Origin of the sequence: Enterococcus sp. AZ109, assembly GCF_051714625.1 — a bacterium.
Lineage (GTDB): Bacteria > Bacillota > Bacilli > Lactobacillales > Enterococcaceae > Enterococcus_A.
Genome location: NZ_JBIOSF010000001.1, coordinates 3,245,118 through 3,262,070, shown reverse-complemented (window position 1 = coordinate 3,262,070; position 16,953 = coordinate 3,245,118). Strand labels below are relative to the sequence as shown.

Sequence of the window (16,953 nt, the reverse complement as noted above, 5' to 3'; positions counted from 1 at the left end):
TATTTAATCAAATTTTCTATCTATTTTACTATTTTTTATAACGGATAGGAATTTGTACAATCTTAGATTAATCATTAGCAGAATCAAAGCAACTTTCCTGGATTTAGTAAATATTCTATTTTTCATAATAAAAAAGAAGTTTTTCTTCAAATACATTACAATTTCTTCTGTCTCGTTAATCTCTTTTTCAACGTTGCTGTTTAGAATTTTATCTAAAACTAAAAAATAAGCAAAACAAACTCTTTGGTGTGCAGCTTCATCTATTTCTTTAGATCTTCCAGTAACCCTTTTTTCATTTTCTTCCCAAGCCTCTATATACTCTAAATGTTTTTTTGAAAATTTTTGACTTGTAATGCTTCCCGTTCTGTGATAATAATAATATTCTTGACTTGTATCAACAACTACTTTTTTACATTTATCCAAAATACTAACAATAGTAAAAGAATCTTCATGGTATTTGCCTACAGGATATCTTGTTTCATTAAAAATTTTTTTAGTATAAAGCTTATTCCATGCATGATCTGATATCAAATTCCCGTGAAAAATCAATACCATGGTTTCGTCACGATCTAATACCATATATTGTTTTTTATTTTCTATAATTTCTTTGTTGTCATATACATGATATACGCCACAGATAGACAAATCGGCATTTTCATTGATTATATTATTGTATAATAATTCGTACATATCTTTTTCTATATAGTCATCACTGTCAATAAAACCTAAATACTTGCCTTGTGCTATATCAATTCCAGCATTTCTCGCATCACTAAGTCCTCCGTTTTCTTTATGAATTACTTTAACACGAGCATCTTTTTTAGCGTATTCATCACATATAGCCCCTGAACCATCGGGTGACCCATCATCTACTAAAATTAATTCAAAATCAGTAAACGTTTGTTCTAAAATCGAATCTACACATTTGTGTAAATATTTTTCAACATTGTATACTGGAACAATTATACTTATCTCACACATTACACAACTTCATCCTTAATAATTTCTATTGTATGATTCAAAGCTTTTTCTAACTCAAATAAGTGTTTCCAGCCTAACTGGTTCAACTTATGGGAATCCAGTATAGCTTTATTAGCTTTAGAATACCCTTTTTCTTCTTCAGCATCAGGAAGATCAAATATCACCTGAACATTACTTTGTGCAGCAAGGTATTTTGCCAAGTCCTTCAAACGAAAATCAAACTCTTCTATAGCTATATTATATGCTTCACCGGATTTTCCCTGACTTAAAATAAAGAGTAGTGCATAAACTACATCGCCAACGTAAGCATATGAGAAATACTGCTCACCTTGGCTTTTCAATACAATATCTTCATTGCGAACACTATTTAAAATAAATTGAGAAGAGGCCTTTGAATCATCTAACAACATTGTTGGTCCAAAAGTGCGACACACTCTAGGGATAACAATATCAATTCCAAATTTTTCAATGTATGCCTGACAAAGGCTTTCACTTGCCCTTTTACCTTCGGGATAACCAGCTCTTAACGTATTACAGTCAATATACCCACAGTAAGATTCGTCAAACTTTTCAACGTCACCTCGATTCTCACCATATATCTCAACTGTAGATAAAAAAATAACTCTTGCGCCGATATTTTTTACAGCAAATTCCAGTACGTTTTCAGTACCTTTTATACTAGTGAGAATGGTACCAATCGGATCAGTAGAATACGCTCTAGGATGTGTGTTGCTAGCACCATGTAATACATAATCTATACTTTCATCCAATCTTATCGATTCTTGAATATCACCGATAACTAAATGGAAACAAGGTGAAGATAAATATTCTGAAAACCTGGACTCTAATTTTTCTTTACTTCTGCTCATAGCATAAATTTTGATATTGCTCTTTTTAGAAATATTTCTTTGCATTAAGGCATCAATCATATAAGAACCAATCATTCCAGTAGCTCCAATGATAAGAAATGAATGATTATCTATTTTAGCCCAATCATTTTTAGCATCATTAATCTTTTCAAGTTCTGAGAGATATAAACTATTTTGTATTAGCAAAAAATGCACCTCTAGTTTTTCATTTTTAAATAAGCTTTGAATAGCTCCAAATCATCTGTTGTTGTCAATTTAATATTCTTATCCGATCCGGCTGCAAAATAAAGTGTTTCACCCAACTCAACCATCATAGTATTAGTATACGATGAATCTGTCATACCGATGTTCTCACTAACAGCCTTGTCATACGCCCATGCTAATTTCCCGAATTGATAAGCCTGTGGTGTAGAAACACGTCTCAATGTGTTCCTGTCGATGTACTGTTTAGTTGTATTTTCAGTCTCTTTCACAAAAATTTGTTCATTATACGGCAGGGAAGTTACTGCGTTACCAAATTCTTTACTCTTTACAATCACATCGGATAGTACAATTTCATCTACTAAAGGTCTGATACCATCATGGATAATGATGGTATCATCATCATTTGAATGTTGTTTTAAAAATTGTACACCATTGTTGATTGATTCTTGACCTTTAGAACCGCCTTCTATTATCCATCGTACTTTTCTCAAATTGAACTCTCTGATATAGCCCCATAAAGTATCTTCCCAGCCTGATTTACAAACCACTAATACTTGATCAACTAGTGGGTGATGCTCAAAAGATTCTAACGTATAAATAATGATCGGCTTTCCTTCAACTGTAATAAATTGTTTAGGAATATCTTGCCCCATTCTTTTCCCAACTCCGCCAGCGATAATCAAACCAGTAATCATTCTTTTCCCTCCTCTTCTTTCAAATAATATATACCTTTATAATTGACGTACGGTCTGTAAGGATTTATAAAAACGGCATCGTGATTTGAACATCTTTTAGACATCGGTGGGCGCTGCATATAATCGCCAAAGGTTTTTCTTAGATATCTATCGTACCCAATTGGGATAGGCATCTGAATGTCTTCGAAATCGACATAAATAGATTTTTCAAAATCTTCAGCCCGGTAAATACTGCCCATATATCTAGGTCCTACGCATAGTTCTGTAACAAATTCAGAATCACAATTATTGTATTTAGTCATTTTTTTTTCTGCGTATTTCCAAATAGAATATCGCATTCTTTTACTAGGAACAACGCCCAATAAAACTGTACTGCCAAAGGATATTAGTTTACCATGATTTTTAGGAACGATTTGATTACAGTATAACGAATATATCATAGCCCATGACTTTTGAATCTTCTGCTTAACTTTAGACTTCGGTGCCTTATCCAAAGGAAATATATCAATTGCTATACCATGAGGAATGTCTAAATCCTTCTGATAAGTCTTTATAAAAGTAGTATTAGAATCTCTGATTGTAGTAAATAGATTATGATCAATATAATTTACATCTGCTTTAAGAATAGGGTATCTTTCATTAATGGAACTTTTTTTCCATAAATCGAAAAAAAGTTCATAGTCTTTCCTAGGCATAAAAAAATCCAAATCATCATCCCATGGTATAAATCCTTTTTCTCGTACAGAACCTATAACACCACCACCACAAAAATAACAAAGCAAATCATTATCCTCACAAAAATCCACAACTTTTACTGCCATATCTAATACGTTCTCTTGAATTTTTCTTAGTTGTAAATCGTCACTATACATCTCGTTTATCCCCTAAGTTTTCTCTCATATATTTTACCACGAAGTTTATTCGGTAAAAGACTAACTACCATATGCGCAATACTAGACAGAGAAAAATCCCATATTGATCCCAGTCCAGCTTTATAGATAGCATATCGACCCTTAATACCACTTATAAAGTATTTTTTTCCGCCACGCCTTGTATACATATCTTTACCCGCTCTTGCCAACACTAAAGACTCTTGTATATTTTTACCAATATAGCCTGCTCTAAGTAGTCTTGCCCACAGATAATAATCTTCAAAACCGTTCATAGGCTGATAATTACCTACACTTAAAATATCATCTTTTTTGAACATTACTGTCATATGATTAAAAGGATTCCTTTTTTTTGAAAATTCACATATCTCAACATTATTCTCTGGAACTATTCTTCGGCTAATAATATTCTGTACAGAATCAGTAAATTCATCAATATTAGAGCCTACAATAGATAGCTCTGGATGATTAATGAATTCTTCATACTGTTTTTCAATACGAGAAACCTTCATAATATCATCGCTATCCATTCTAGCAATTAAGCTGTATTTGCAACGCTTAACACCTTCAGCAAGAGCGGTACCCAGTCCTTGATTTGTCTCAAGAGGAATGACCCGAAAAATATTTTGATACGTAGATATAAAGTGATCAACCACTTCTTCCAATTCTTTAGTTATCGGCCCGTCCAAAACTAAAACAATTTCTTTTACTTTTACTGTCTGATTAAAAACACTGTCTAGACACTGCTTCAGATATTCAGCTTTTTCTTTCATATATATTGAAATTAGTAGACTCACATCCACAGTTTCCACTCGTCATACTCCTCTATTTATAAATAAATTTTTTCTTTTGGAAATTTTACATCTTCTAGTTTTTTTGTTTCTTGTTCTTCCTCTAATCCCTGGGAAGACACCTTATCAAACAATATCTTAATTGTTTGAAGTAAAATCTTCATATCTAACATCAGCGAGTATTTCTTAATATATAGTAAATCAAATTTCAATTTACTATTGTAATCTGAAACGTATTTACCATAAACCTGAGCATATCCTGTGATACCTGCACGAACATTGTGCCTTAAATAATAATAAGGATTTTCTTCATTAAATTGATTCACAAAATAAGGTCGTTCAGGACGTGGCCCAATAATCGACATATCACCTTTTAAGACATTCACTAACTGTGGCAACTCATCAAAACGAACAGCACGAATAAATTTCCCAACAGGAGTTACACGAGCGTCGTTACTTTTAGCTAAGACTGGTCCAGATTTGGCTTCTGCTGCTGCTGACATTGATCGAAACTTATAAATAGGAAACTCTTTTTGATCTTTAGTAATTCGAATCTGCTTATAGATAATTGGTCCAGGCGAAGTAGCCCTTACTAAGATCGCCGTTAGCAACATAAATGGCGAAGCAATCACTAATAAAATCAAAGAGATTACAATATCAAAGATTCTTTTGAATAGCGCATCCTCTGGCGGAATATTGAACCCCGTAGACTCGATGATGCTCTCATCCTCAAAATTCATGATATTCGCATTGATCGTAATTAAATTCTCAAAGGTTGTATTCAGAAAGATTTTTTTCTCCTTTTGGGTCACAAGCTGATAGATATTAATTTTTTCTTTTTCTTCCAATTTTGATGCCAAGTAAACAATGTCGATTTCATCAATCAAATCAGAAAGGTTTTTAAAATAGTTCCCGATTATTACTGACGTAACTTTATGCTTATTATTCTTGTGAGTACTAAAGTTTTGTACCGCTGGAGCTACATCCTTTTCATGCCCAATAATAACGACTTTTTTATCTGAACCAAATTTTAGATATAGCTTATAGACCAAAATACGATAAATGCCTAATAACAATACACCCAACAAAAAAGAAAGGAGTATTACCGATCTAGGAAAAGCAAACCATCTGCCGGCAAACGTAATGATCATTATTCCCAGGGACATTAAAATTTGTCCGATTACCGTTACAAAAATGATGTCGCTACTAATACGATTGTAAAATATATACGTCCCTAGTAGTACATTCAGAATGATAAAAAAGATTGAGATAAAAATTGCCGAATTCTCAAACGTTTGAAAGTTCCGTAATGGGATTTCTCCACTAAATTTTACCCAGAAACTCAAGTATATGGAAAAGTTGTATACGAGTACATCCAACAAAATAATAAATACTCGTTTGGTAGAGCTCCATTCCCCATTTGTATTCATAAATACACTCCTAATCACGAAAATAATCCATTTACCATATTACCACAGTGACGAGTAAAAAAAAATAAAACATAAAAAAAGTAAAGAAAATTCAAGGAAAGTCTAAAAATTGAAATGCCCCCAAAATTAGACCGAAAGTCTAACTTCGGAGTTTTTTTATGGCTAAATACGACTATGCGCTTGAACGATCGGTAGTTGAAACATATCAGAAAAGTGAAGGTGGTATATATTTGTAGCTCGTCGATACGGGATACCGACTTTTTCAAGACAATAAAAATGGGTAGAGACTGTTAATAAGTTGCTACGAACAGATGACAGCACAAAACCCGGCCAAACTTCTTCGGTCGGGTTTTAGTCTAACTATCGGGACTTACACTTCAATACACTCAATTGTTAAAACAATGTCTCATCGAAACATGATTTAGTCCTGAGGAAACAGATAAACTTTTGAATACCTGGTGCCAGAATATATATGAGATATTTGATTCCCTGCTAATACCTGATGCCAGATTTTATTTTCCGAAGATGAGTTCCCCCAAAAAAAGCCAATGTGACTATCATAAAAAGGGTCTGTCCATACAGGATCAAAATATATAAGATCGCCTTTTCTTGCTTTGCCAGCTCTAAGTAATTCGTCAACTGTATTATAAACAAAGTAATCTGAGTTTCTAATTAACGCATCTCTCCAATTATATGCGTTCGCATAACTTCCCCATCCTTGAGTGATTCCAGAAATGCGATTCAAGTCCCCGCCACTTCTACGTGTTACACACGCAACAAACCCTGTACAATTCATCCCTGCACCATAACTGTTTGGAGCGCCAGCTGGGCTTAAGAACGGTTCTGGGTTGCTGGATGAGAGTCCTCTGAAAGGTGTTCCAAGATAAAAGCGATCATGTTCGTGTGCACTCAACTCGTTTATCACCCTTTGTCTGGATGTACCGAGATAAGCTGCCACTCCTTTTCTCTCTCTAACAGCATCACTATTTACATACCCTAACCATTTCCCATTTTTCTCATATAATGAATAATAAGTTGAACCATTCATGTGCTTATAGTACCATTTAACTTCATATACATTATTAATGAGACTATTCGTTGTTATTTTTTGATTCCAATTAAAATCAGACCATATTGAATACCCACTTCGTATTACTAAAACGGACTTATTTGCTGAAAATCCAGTACCTTGTTTACCACTTGCTTTTTTCACTCCACCTTCGTTAATATAACCTTGCCAATTGCCCTTACTGTCATATAATGAGTAATATTTGTTCCCGTTATAGTGATTATAGTATCCAGTAGCCTTGTATGTTTTACTAAATAAACTGCTAGTGGATTGGCCGTTTTTAAAATCGAAATCTTTCCAAATTGTCCAGTCGTTTTTCGCAACTGTTACATATTGGTCTGCACTTTGCCATTTTCCGCCTGGTGTGGGGGCTGAGGTCACTCCACCTTCGTTAATATAACCTTGCCAATTGCCTTGACTGTCATACAATGAATAATATTTGTTTCCGTTATAGTGATTATAGTATCCAGTAGCTCTATATGTTTTATTAAAGAAAGGTTTAGTTGATTGTCCATTTTTAAATGCAAAATCTTTCCAAATTGTCCAGTCATTTTTAGTGACTGTTACATATTGGTCTGTACTTTGCCATTTTCCGCCTGGTGTGGGGGCTGAGGTCACTCCACCTTCGTTAATATAACCTTGCCAATTGCCTTGACTGTCATACAATGAATAATATTTGTTTCCGTTATAGTGATTATAGTATCCAGTAGCTCTATATGTTTTATTAAAGAAAGGTTTAGTTGATTGTCCATTTTTAAATGCAAAATCTTTCCAAATTGTCCAGTCATTTTTAGTGACTGTTACATATTGGTCTGTACTTTGCCATTTTCCGCCTGGTGTGGGGGCTGAGGTCACTCCACCTTCGTTAATATAACCTTGCCAATTGCCTTGACTGTCATACAATGAATAATATTTGTTTCCGTTATAGTGATTATAGTATCCAGTAGCTCTATATGTTTTATTAAAGAAAGGTTTAGTTGATTGTCCATTTTTAAATGCAAAATCTTTCCAAATTGTCCAGTCATTTTTAGTGACTGTTACATATTGGTCTGTACTTTGCCATTTCCCACCTGCAGTAGGAGCTATGCTTAGACTAGATTCCGCTAGATAACCTAAAAACACTCCTTTATTGTCATATATAGAGAAATATCTGATACCCTTTACATGATAGTAATTTTCTTTAGTTTGCAATGTCTTATTCTTAAGAGTTTCAGTTGTAAGACCTGTTTCAAATTCAAAGTCTTTCCATATCTGATCATTACTATTGGTTACTGTGATGTAATTAAGCATTTCATGTTTTTTACCCCAAGCGCTGTCAGTCAGTTCAATACTTTTCTCATTGACTATTCCCACAAAGCTTTCACTATAATCGTAAATTTTATAAAACCTCTCGCCGTAAAAGTCGTTATAAAAACCCCTTACATAAAATGTTTTGTTTTTCAAGGTTTCAGAAGAAGCAATTACAGTTAACAAATCTTCAGCTAATAAGTCAGTGGAAGTTTCGGTAATTGATCCATAAGTTTTTTCTTCATAAAAAACTCCAAATGAATTTGGTGCTTCGGTTACTTCGTCTTCTGCGATATATCCCACTAAACCATCTTTGTTATTAATAGCGTAGTATTTAGTATCAGCATAATCAACAGAACTATTAACGAGGAAAGTCTTTTGTTGGTTTTCCCCCTGATCTATCAGCTTTTCTAAACCTGGCTGCTTCCAAATCACGTAATTTTCATTAGTTATAGAAACATATTTCAACTGTTCTTGGTTTGATTCGCTAACATTCGAGTCATGGTTAACTTCATCATTTGATTCCATCATTTCTTCTTCACGATCATTTGACTCTATGACTTGACTGGTACTAGTGTCATTGTCATTTATACCCAAACTTTCAGTAGTAGTAGTAGTAGATTCTGAAGAAATTTCAGTACTTGTAACAGCAGTAGTTGAAATCTCATTCCCTATAGAGTCTAACGTTGTTGCTCCACCCAAAACTAGTGAAAACAAACTTAAAAAAAACATATACTTTTTCATCTTTTTCGCTGTTCAAAAGACAGCTACCCCCTTTAAATGTTATTCTAACAAATTTTATTATACACTAATTTGCATGATATAACTCTATTTTTACTACTATCACTACAATATTTCCCATACATACAACTCTCGATTAACAAGATCTAAAAAATATAATAGATAGTTATACACCTCATAATCCGTGCCTCTGCCATTCTAAATTTATTATTTAGCTAGAAGTATACCTTTTCAAATCATCCAACAATTTATTTAGTTAATTCATAATTTCAACTTATTTAATTGGAGTGTTTCTTGATCGTTTTTTCCAAATGTAGAAAGGTTTGGCCGCTTCAACTTACTTCCATTGAATCACCTATTTCTTTTTGACATAATAAAAGCTCTACCTAGAACTGATTATTTCTTCTTCACAGATAGAATTTATAGTATTGCTATATAAAATTTTATTTTAATATTTATTTCATTGGATAGGCTACACTAGACTAGACAGAAAAGATGTGGTGTGTAAACTAGAAGTAAACACATTGGAGGAAACATCTTATGTCAAACAGACAGCGACGAACATTTACCAAAGAGTTTAAGCAACAAATGATTGACCTGTACAACTCAGGAAAGCCAAGAGTAGACATCATCCGAGAATACGATTTGACGCCCTCGTCATTTGATAAATGGCTACGCCAAGCGAAACAAAGCGGCTCATTTAAAGAAGCTGATAGCTTAACACCTGCCGAAAAGGAACTCATTGCTCTTCGCAAACGAAACCAGCAGTTGGAAATGGAAAATGATATTTTAAAGCAAGCAGCGCTGATATTCGGACGAAAAGACAAGTAATTGATGCCAACAAGCACAAATACTCTCTATCAGCGATGTGCAAAGTCTTTCATATCTCTCGACAAACATACTACTACCAACCAAAAGATCCACCTTGCGAGGCTAAGCTGGAAGAAGCCATCGCAGAAGAATTTGAGCATAGTCGGAAAAACTATGGCACGCGCAAAATAAAAGTTGCTTTGGCTCGTCGGGGGATGACTGTCAGTCGACGTAAAATCGGACGCATCATGGCTTCCCGTGGCTTGAAATCCAATTATTCGAAAGCTAAATTTCGTCATCACAACCCTTCCGTGAATCTTTCGCCGGTTGAGAACCAGCTCAATCGTGAGCCCTTAGAAGCGATTATTACGGATTTAACTTACGTGCGTGTGGGTGCGAAGTGGCACTATGTCTGTTTTATTATTGACTTATTTAACCGTGAGATTATTGGTCATTCATGTGGACCAAATAAGGACGCACAGCTAGTGAAGCAGGCGTTTCAACGCATCGGCTACCCTCTGACAAAAGTCCGATTATTCCACACAGACCGTGGTAAAGAATTTGATAACCAAACGATTGAAGAGATTCTGACCGCCTTCGAGATTGAACGATCCTTAAGCAAAAAAGGATGTCCCTACGATAATGCAGTAGCCGAATCCACCTACAAATCATTTAAGGTAGAGTTTGTTTATCCAAATAAGTTCGAGACATCGGCTGAGCTGCAACTGAAAGTTTTTGACTACGTGAACTGGTGGAATCATTTACGGATCCATGGCTCACTTGGTTATGAAACACCAGTTGGCTACCGAAATCTGAGATTGGCGCAGCCTCCCCTTGAGAATGAGCCTGGATGTGTTAGCACTGGGTAGGGGCAAGATTCTTGAATAGTGTCCACGCACCGAGGCAACCACATCCAGGAAGGCTCGTTGTCAAGGGCAATCGGGCGAGGCGTCAAGCACTTAAAAATACACTACATAATTTTTGTCAAAAAAGGGGGTGCCATTCCACATTGATACTGATACAAGGGATTATCTTTATCTAAGTTTTTTTCAAAATATAATTTCAAGTTGGGAAATAGCTAGAAACTTTTTTCTGAATTAACCAATACTGATAAAGTTCCCACTTTAAATCTATCTAGATTCTTCACACGCTCGTTACTTATTAATTGACAGGTCAACATTTTGTTCTTCTATATACCCTAACCATTTTCCTTGCCCATCATAAATTGATAAGTAGGTTGTTCCGTTTGCATGATAATATTTTCCTGTAGATTTGAACGTTTTATTTAGATTGTCTGAGGTATTTCCCCGCTTACTCCAACCAAAATCGCCATACAACATTTGATTTGCTTTTGCAAAGGTTACATAGCGGTTATCTGAAATCCAAGGACCTTGCGCATTATTCGCTATCGCTATGTTTTGTTCTTCTATATACCCTAACCATTTTCCTTGCCCATCATAAATTGACAAGTAGGTTGTTCCGTTTGCATGATAATATTTTCCTGTAGATTTGAACGTTTTATTTAGATTGTCTGAGGTATTTCCCCGCTTACTCCAACCAAAATCGCCATACAACGTTTGATTTGCTTTTGCAAAGGTTACATAGCGGTTATCTGAAATCCAAGGACCTTGCGCATTATTCGCTATCGCTATGTTTTGTTCTTCTATATACCCTAACCATTTTCCTTGCCCATCATAAATTGACAAGTAGGTTGTTCCGTTTGCATGATAATATTTTCCTGTAGATTTGAACGTTTTATTTAGATTGTCTGAGGTATTTCCCCGCTTACTCCAACCAAAATCGCCATACAACATTTGATTTGCTTTTGTAAAGGTTACATAGCGGTTATCTGAAATCCAAGGACCTTGCGCATTATTCGCTATCGCTATGTTTTGTTCTTCTATATACCCTAACCATTTTCCTTGCCCATCATAAATTGACAAGTAGGTTGTTCCGTTTGCATGATAATATTTTCCTGTAGATTTGAACGTTTTATTTAGATTGTCTGAGGTATTTCCCCGCTTACTCCAACCAAAATCGCCATACAACGTTTGATTTGCTTTTGTAAAGGTTACATAGCGGTTATCTGAAATCCAAGGACCTTGCGCATTATTCGCTATCGCTATGTTTTGTTCTTCTATATACCCCAACCATTTTCCTTGTCCATCATAAATTGACAAGTAGGTTGTTCCGTTTGCATGATAATATTTTCCCGTAGACTTGAACGTTTTATTTAGATTGTCTGAGGTATTTCCTCGCTTACTCCAGCCAAAATCGCCATACAATGTTTGATTTGCTTTTGTAAAGGTCGCATAACGATTGTCTGAAATCCAAGGACCTTGCGCATTATTCGCTATCGCTATGTTTTGTTCTTCTATATACCCTAACCATTTTCCTTGCCCATCATAAATTGACAAATAGGTTGTTCCGTTTGCATGATAATATTTTCCCGTAGACTTGAACGTTTTATTTAGATTGTCTGAGGTATTTCCTCGCTTACTCCAGCCAAAATCGCCATACAATGTTTGATTTGCTTTTGTAAAGGTTACATAGCGGTTATCTGAAATCCAAGGACCTTGCGGCGGACCAGCGTTAGGCTTTGTAGAAATATCCGATGCATAATCAACAGATATATCAAAATATCCCGGCACTCCTGGAAAAGTCATTTGCGAACTATACTGCCAAGCACCGTATTGTGTAAGTTTTTTTTCACTAGTTACAGAATAATAGTAAGAAGCTACCCAAATTTTCTTATACCCCAATCTATTTGGATCGATAATTCCGCTTGTTAACCACGAATTTCCCATGTAGTGATTAACTCTTGAAAAACCTAAGTCATTTAATCTTTTTTCAAAAGCTAAAGAGGTATCCGTGTGATTCGCAGTTCCGATGATTGTTGATTGCTCAATATCATTGATCATCATAGTATCTTTTGCCAAACCTAACTCATTAGCATAATTAGCATAATAATCAGCTTCTGCTCTAGCTACAGCTTCAGATGTAAACCAACTATAATGATAAGTGGAGACCACTAGACCAGCCGCTTTGGCATTATTGATTTGACTAGCTGCTAAAGGATTTCTATAGCTCGTTCCTTCTGTAAGCTTAACAGAAACGCCTTTAACACCGTAACTTTTCATAATTTGGTAATTGGAGACACTTATTGCACCATTATGAGAAGAAACATCGATAAAGTCTCTACCGGGATTTTCGGAATTAACAGTCAGCGTCGGTAAGGAGAGACTTGCTCTTGCTCGAACTTGTTCTAAGTCTGAGCGATTTGAAGGATCCACTCCTTCATCTTCCATGGTTGTAGTCTCTTCACTTTGAGTTGTCGCTTCCTCCCGTGCTCCACTACTTATTTCTGTTGACGAGCTAGTCATTGTTTCCTCAGTTTCTACACTTTCTTCAGTTCTTTGATCCTCACTCGTACTAGACACTTCTGTACTTTCACTATGAACTTCACTTTCTTTCGTTACAATTTCTTCTGAGTATTTGGAATAGGTCGAGCTCGATTCTTGACCAGACCGATTTTCTATTCCTATAGCTACAGAGGGTAGTGCTACTGAACTGAAAAGTAAGAAAGATACCAGTAATAAAGAACACTTTTTCAAATAAATTCCTCCTTAGATTATTTTTACCTAAAATTAATTCTAACACATCCTTATCAATTTTTTACCAAAAAATAAACGCAATTCCGCATCAAGAGCCCCTTCACACGGACTGACTAAGCAAGACAAGACCTGCAACAAGTCTCCTATACCCATCGTACCTATTTCTAATAGTTACAGTAAATGAAAAATATCGGAGAAGGGAATTATCCCATCTCCGATATTTTTTAACGAGACCTATCAAAGGTTTGAAGCATTAATTCTTATTACTCAATTACAACATAGAATGCTTTTTAGCTCTAAACACATTCCACATCATTAGTGTAAGAAAACTAACAAGAATACTCACACTAAGTAAATAAATTACTGTTGCACCCATCATATGATACGCAGAAACAATTCTGTTACTAATTAATGTTACTAGTGCAGAAACCACAAAATAAATATAAAGCAAGTACTTTTGTCTCCCCGCAACAGTTAATAAATAAATACATACGTTTGCTAAACTATTTAGCCCTCCCGCAAGCAACAGGCATACAAATTCTTTTTTATATGGAGACAAATCAATCGAATAAACTAATGACAAAAGAGGAATTCCTACGACATATCCTCCTACAATGGCTAATACTGTTAAAACAAATATTATTCCTATAATTTTTTTAATGATCGCAAGATACTCATCTATTCTATTTTCATTCCAAGATCGCGAGATATTCGTGTATAAAGGCACCAAAACAAAAGACATAAACAAAGTAATTATAGACGAGGGCATAAACAATACATTGTAGACTGACTGAAATTGATCAGATAAAAGTAATTCTATCGAGTTTTTGGGTATATTAATAATATAGTTGGTTAAAAACGCACTCAAGAAAATAGGTGAACATTCAATGAACAGAGCAACGAATTTTCTTGATCGCAGCTTTTCAGTATCTTTTTTAGAACGTTTGATTAGCTGATAGTCAATCAAAAACAACCATAAAAAAGAAAATACCGCTGCGCAAATTATGGAAATAACTAGACTGTCGAGTAAAAACAGACTAAGAACAAATAAGAAATCATAGCCTATAATTCGAAAAAAATACGACTTTCCAGAAATTTCTAATCGTTCATTTTGCTGAAAAAAACCAGAGAAAACATCAGCAAAAGCTTCCCCACTCATTAATAGAGTTAATGAAAAAGCTACCATCGTTTTTTGTTGATCCAACTGGATAATTTTGGCATAGATAATACTTCCAAAAAGCATCAGTATTACAGTAAAAAACTTAGAAGAAAAATAGTAATGAAAATTGTAGCGCTTATTTATATCGGCAACTTGAAAATTTCTAGTACCAAATTGCCCTACTGTCAGCATCTGCTGGCATACAGCCCAACCAATAGAAAAAATTCCAGCCTCAACAGTTCCTAAAACTCGAGTAACAATCAATAAAAGAAAAACAGATGAAAATGAGAAGGTGAACATTCCTATGCTATACCATATCCCATTCGCTTTTACATCCGGTTCTTTTTTTAGGATTTTCTCGTATACATTATTCATTTACACAGTCCCCATCTTTGTTCTTCGTATAAAACATTCTTGCTTATCTTGACCTAGAACAAACTAATGATATTCCCAATTAGAGCGGATATTGCTTCTATTCGTTTGTCATTTGACTCTTTTTATAAAACCTCATAAGTAAATGAGCAATAGGCTTTGGCCAAAATTTTTGATACATCAATAAGTCTTCATTAGTTCTTGTATTATCTGAAATAGTATTAGAAGTTTCAGACTCTTCATGAATCCGATGAAACATCAACTGTTCATCCACAAAATGAAAGGATCCGTCATACTGATTAATTTGATACCATGCCAGCCAATCTAAAGAAACTCGCATGGATTCATTAAACTTGAAATCTTTTAATATTTCTAGATTGTAGCTGACTGCTGGACAGCTAATAGGATTACCAAAAGCTAGTATACACTTCCTCCAGAATTTAGATCTTGGAAAAATATTCATCGTGGCTAACATTGCATGTTTGATTTTCAGATTTACATTTTTGGGAATAATTTCACCGTTTTTCCATTCTGAATAATCAGGATATGCAATTAGACAGCCCGAATCTTTTTTAAATTCATTTATCACTTTTTCAACATAGGTATCATCATAAACATCATCTTGGTGCGCAATTGTTGCATATTTAGTTTTTACGAAGGATAAAGCATTATTCCAATCTTTACCAATTGATCCACCTGTTTGAGTATAAATAGGTATATTATACTTTCTCCCTATTGTGTCTAAAAAGCTCGAAGGTGTTGATGTATATAGGATGATATTAGTGCTTACTGTTTGTGCTTCCAAAGACAAAATACAATCCTCCAAATAAAGGCTTTTTTTATATGCACAAATTACAAAAGTATGTTCTTGACAGTAATTATTCATTCTCTTTTTCAACCTTTTTAGTATTTTTTTCTACCTTAGCAATAGATAACTCTTGGATAATTATATGTAACTGATTTTCTAATTTTGACAGCTGCAATGACTGCATGAAAGTTATAACCAATAAAAAAATAACTGCTAAAAAAAGTAAGAAATTAGAGGTCAGTTGAAATCCCAGAATTTCGCTAAGCCAAGCTGGAATATTTCCAAATAAAGAAAAGATAACTAGGACAATTCCGATAGCAATCCAAACTATCGCATTTCCAAACAAGAAAATATTTTTGTTAATGCTACGAAAAATGAAATACAAAAAAGATACGGCAGTTATTAGCATAAAAATCGAAAAAATATTCATTAGTCTTTCTCCTTCATCAATGCAGCTACTAAAATAGAAGAACATACCTCAATCATATAACGAACAGACTTAATCGGTGTAATAGAGGATGTCCCTCCTTGACGATCAAACATATTTACCGAGCATTCTTCCACTTTCAAATTTCTTTTTAATACATGAACAATAGATTCTGGTTCTGGATATTTCGTCGGGTATCGCTGTGAAAATTGAGAAACAACCTTCTTATTTGCCGCTCTATATCCTGATGTAGTATCTAGTATTTTTTTCCCAGTTACTAATTTAATAAAAAAAGAAATAATGTTAATACCCATTCGACGCATGGCTGTGGTTTGAAACACCGATTTGTTATTATCGACGAATCGAGATCCAATCACTAAATCAGCTTCATTTCTAAAGATTGGATAGACAACTTGATCTAATGAGTGAATATCATGCTGCCCGTCTCCATCAAATTGCACTGCCACGTCGTAACCATTAAGCAGCGCATATTTATAACCAGTCTGGACAGCACCTCCGATACCTAAATTTATAATCAGGTCAATGTGATTAATTTGAGAGTCATCTAATATTTTAGAAGTTAAGTCGGTCGAACCATCATTGATAACAATATAGTCTAACGAATAATTAGCAATTTGTTTATACTCTTCTATATTTTGTATAGTATCTAAAATGCTTTCTTCTTCGTTGTAAGCCGGTATGATTAGTAAAACTTTCATTAAATTCTCCTATTGGGTATTTTTTTTTACTCATTTTAACTTAAATTCTTTCGAAAACAAACCGCTTTAACAAAATCGTTACTTCAG

The 16,953-nt window shown here is 34.5% G+C and carries 13 protein-coding genes; 1 reads left to right on the top strand and 12 read right to left on the bottom strand.

What is annotated here, in order from left to right:
- Nucleotides 1-3: 3 nt before the first annotated feature.
- The 7 genes from IGI42_RS16095 to IGI42_RS16065 form a co-directional block, all read right to left on the bottom strand.
- Nucleotides 4-981 (bottom strand): glycosyltransferase family 2 protein, encoded by a 978-nt coding sequence (locus tag IGI42_RS16095; RefSeq protein WP_438716885.1) that lies wholly within the window; start codon nt 979-981, stop codon nt 4-6.
- Nucleotides 981-2,036, bottom strand: coding sequence for an NAD-dependent epimerase/dehydratase family protein (locus IGI42_RS16090; protein WP_438716884.1), 1,056 nt, complete (start codon nt 2,034-2,036; stop codon nt 981-983). The genes IGI42_RS16095 and IGI42_RS16090 overlap by 1 nt, the downstream gene beginning before the upstream one ends.
- An 11-nt stretch (nt 2,037-2,047) precedes the next feature.
- Entirely contained in the window at nt 2,048-2,749 is a 702-nt protein-coding gene (locus IGI42_RS16085) for an IspD/TarI family cytidylyltransferase (RefSeq protein ID WP_438716883.1), read from the bottom strand.
- On the bottom strand, nt 2,746-3,621 hold the full coding sequence (locus IGI42_RS16080; RefSeq protein WP_438716882.1) for a LicD family protein: 876 nt from the start codon (nt 3,619-3,621) through the stop codon (nt 2,746-2,748). The genes IGI42_RS16085 and IGI42_RS16080 overlap by 4 nt, the downstream gene beginning before the upstream one ends.
- A gap of 5 nt (nt 3,622-3,626) precedes the next feature.
- Nucleotides 3,627-4,451 carry a glycosyltransferase gene (locus IGI42_RS16075; RefSeq protein ID WP_438716881.1) on the bottom strand — a complete coding sequence of 275 codons (825 nt, stop codon included), beginning with the start codon at nt 4,449-4,451 and terminating at the stop codon, nt 3,627-3,629.
- Nucleotides 4,452-4,468: 17 nt separating this feature from the next.
- Nucleotides 4,469-5,860, bottom strand: coding sequence for a sugar transferase (locus IGI42_RS16070; protein WP_438716880.1), 1,392 nt, complete (start codon nt 5,858-5,860; stop codon nt 4,469-4,471).
- 421 nt (nt 5,861-6,281) lie between these two features.
- Nucleotides 6,282-8,960 (bottom strand): hypothetical protein, encoded by a 2,679-nt coding sequence (locus IGI42_RS16065; RefSeq protein WP_438716879.1) that lies wholly within the window; start codon nt 8,958-8,960, stop codon nt 6,282-6,284.
- Between the two features lie 537 nt (nt 8,961-9,497).
- On the opposite strand from IGI42_RS16065, the gene IGI42_RS16060 reads away from it, so the two are divergent.
- A protein-coding gene (locus tag IGI42_RS16060) for an IS3 family transposase (RefSeq protein WP_438716878.1) occupies nt 9,498-10,636 on the top strand; the annotation gives its coding sequence in 2 pieces (ribosomal slippage) (nt 9,498-9,774 and nt 9,774-10,636; 1,140 coding nt in all).
- 285 nt (nt 10,637-10,921) lie between these two features.
- Here IGI42_RS16060 and IGI42_RS16055 read toward each other — a convergent pair.
- The 5 genes from IGI42_RS16055 to IGI42_RS16035 form a co-directional block, all read right to left on the bottom strand.
- Complete coding sequence (locus IGI42_RS16055) at nt 10,922-13,381, bottom strand: GH25 family lysozyme (RefSeq protein ID WP_438716877.1); 2,460 nt, start codon at nt 13,379-13,381, stop codon at nt 10,922-10,924.
- Nucleotides 13,382-13,652: 271 nt separating this feature from the next.
- The gene (locus IGI42_RS16050; RefSeq protein ID WP_438716876.1) at nt 13,653-14,915 is read right to left on the bottom strand and encodes a lipopolysaccharide biosynthesis protein; all 1,263 of its coding nucleotides are present in this window, start codon (nt 14,913-14,915) and stop codon (nt 13,653-13,655) included.
- A 97-nt stretch (nt 14,916-15,012) separates the two neighbouring features.
- Entirely contained in the window at nt 15,013-15,798 is a 786-nt protein-coding gene (locus IGI42_RS16045) for a glycosyltransferase family A protein (RefSeq protein WP_438716875.1), read from the bottom strand.
- Nucleotides 15,791-16,150: a DUF2304 domain-containing protein gene (locus IGI42_RS16040; RefSeq protein WP_438716874.1), complete on the bottom strand. Its 360-nt coding sequence runs from the start codon at nt 16,148-16,150 to the stop codon at nt 15,791-15,793. The genes IGI42_RS16045 and IGI42_RS16040 overlap by 8 nt, the downstream gene beginning before the upstream one ends.
- Nucleotides 16,150-16,866, bottom strand: coding sequence for a glycosyltransferase family 2 protein (locus tag IGI42_RS16035; protein ID WP_438716873.1), 717 nt, complete (start codon nt 16,864-16,866; stop codon nt 16,150-16,152). Before IGI42_RS16035 ends, IGI42_RS16040 begins: the two co-directional genes overlap by 1 nt.
- Nucleotides 16,867-16,953: the final 87 nt, after the last annotated feature.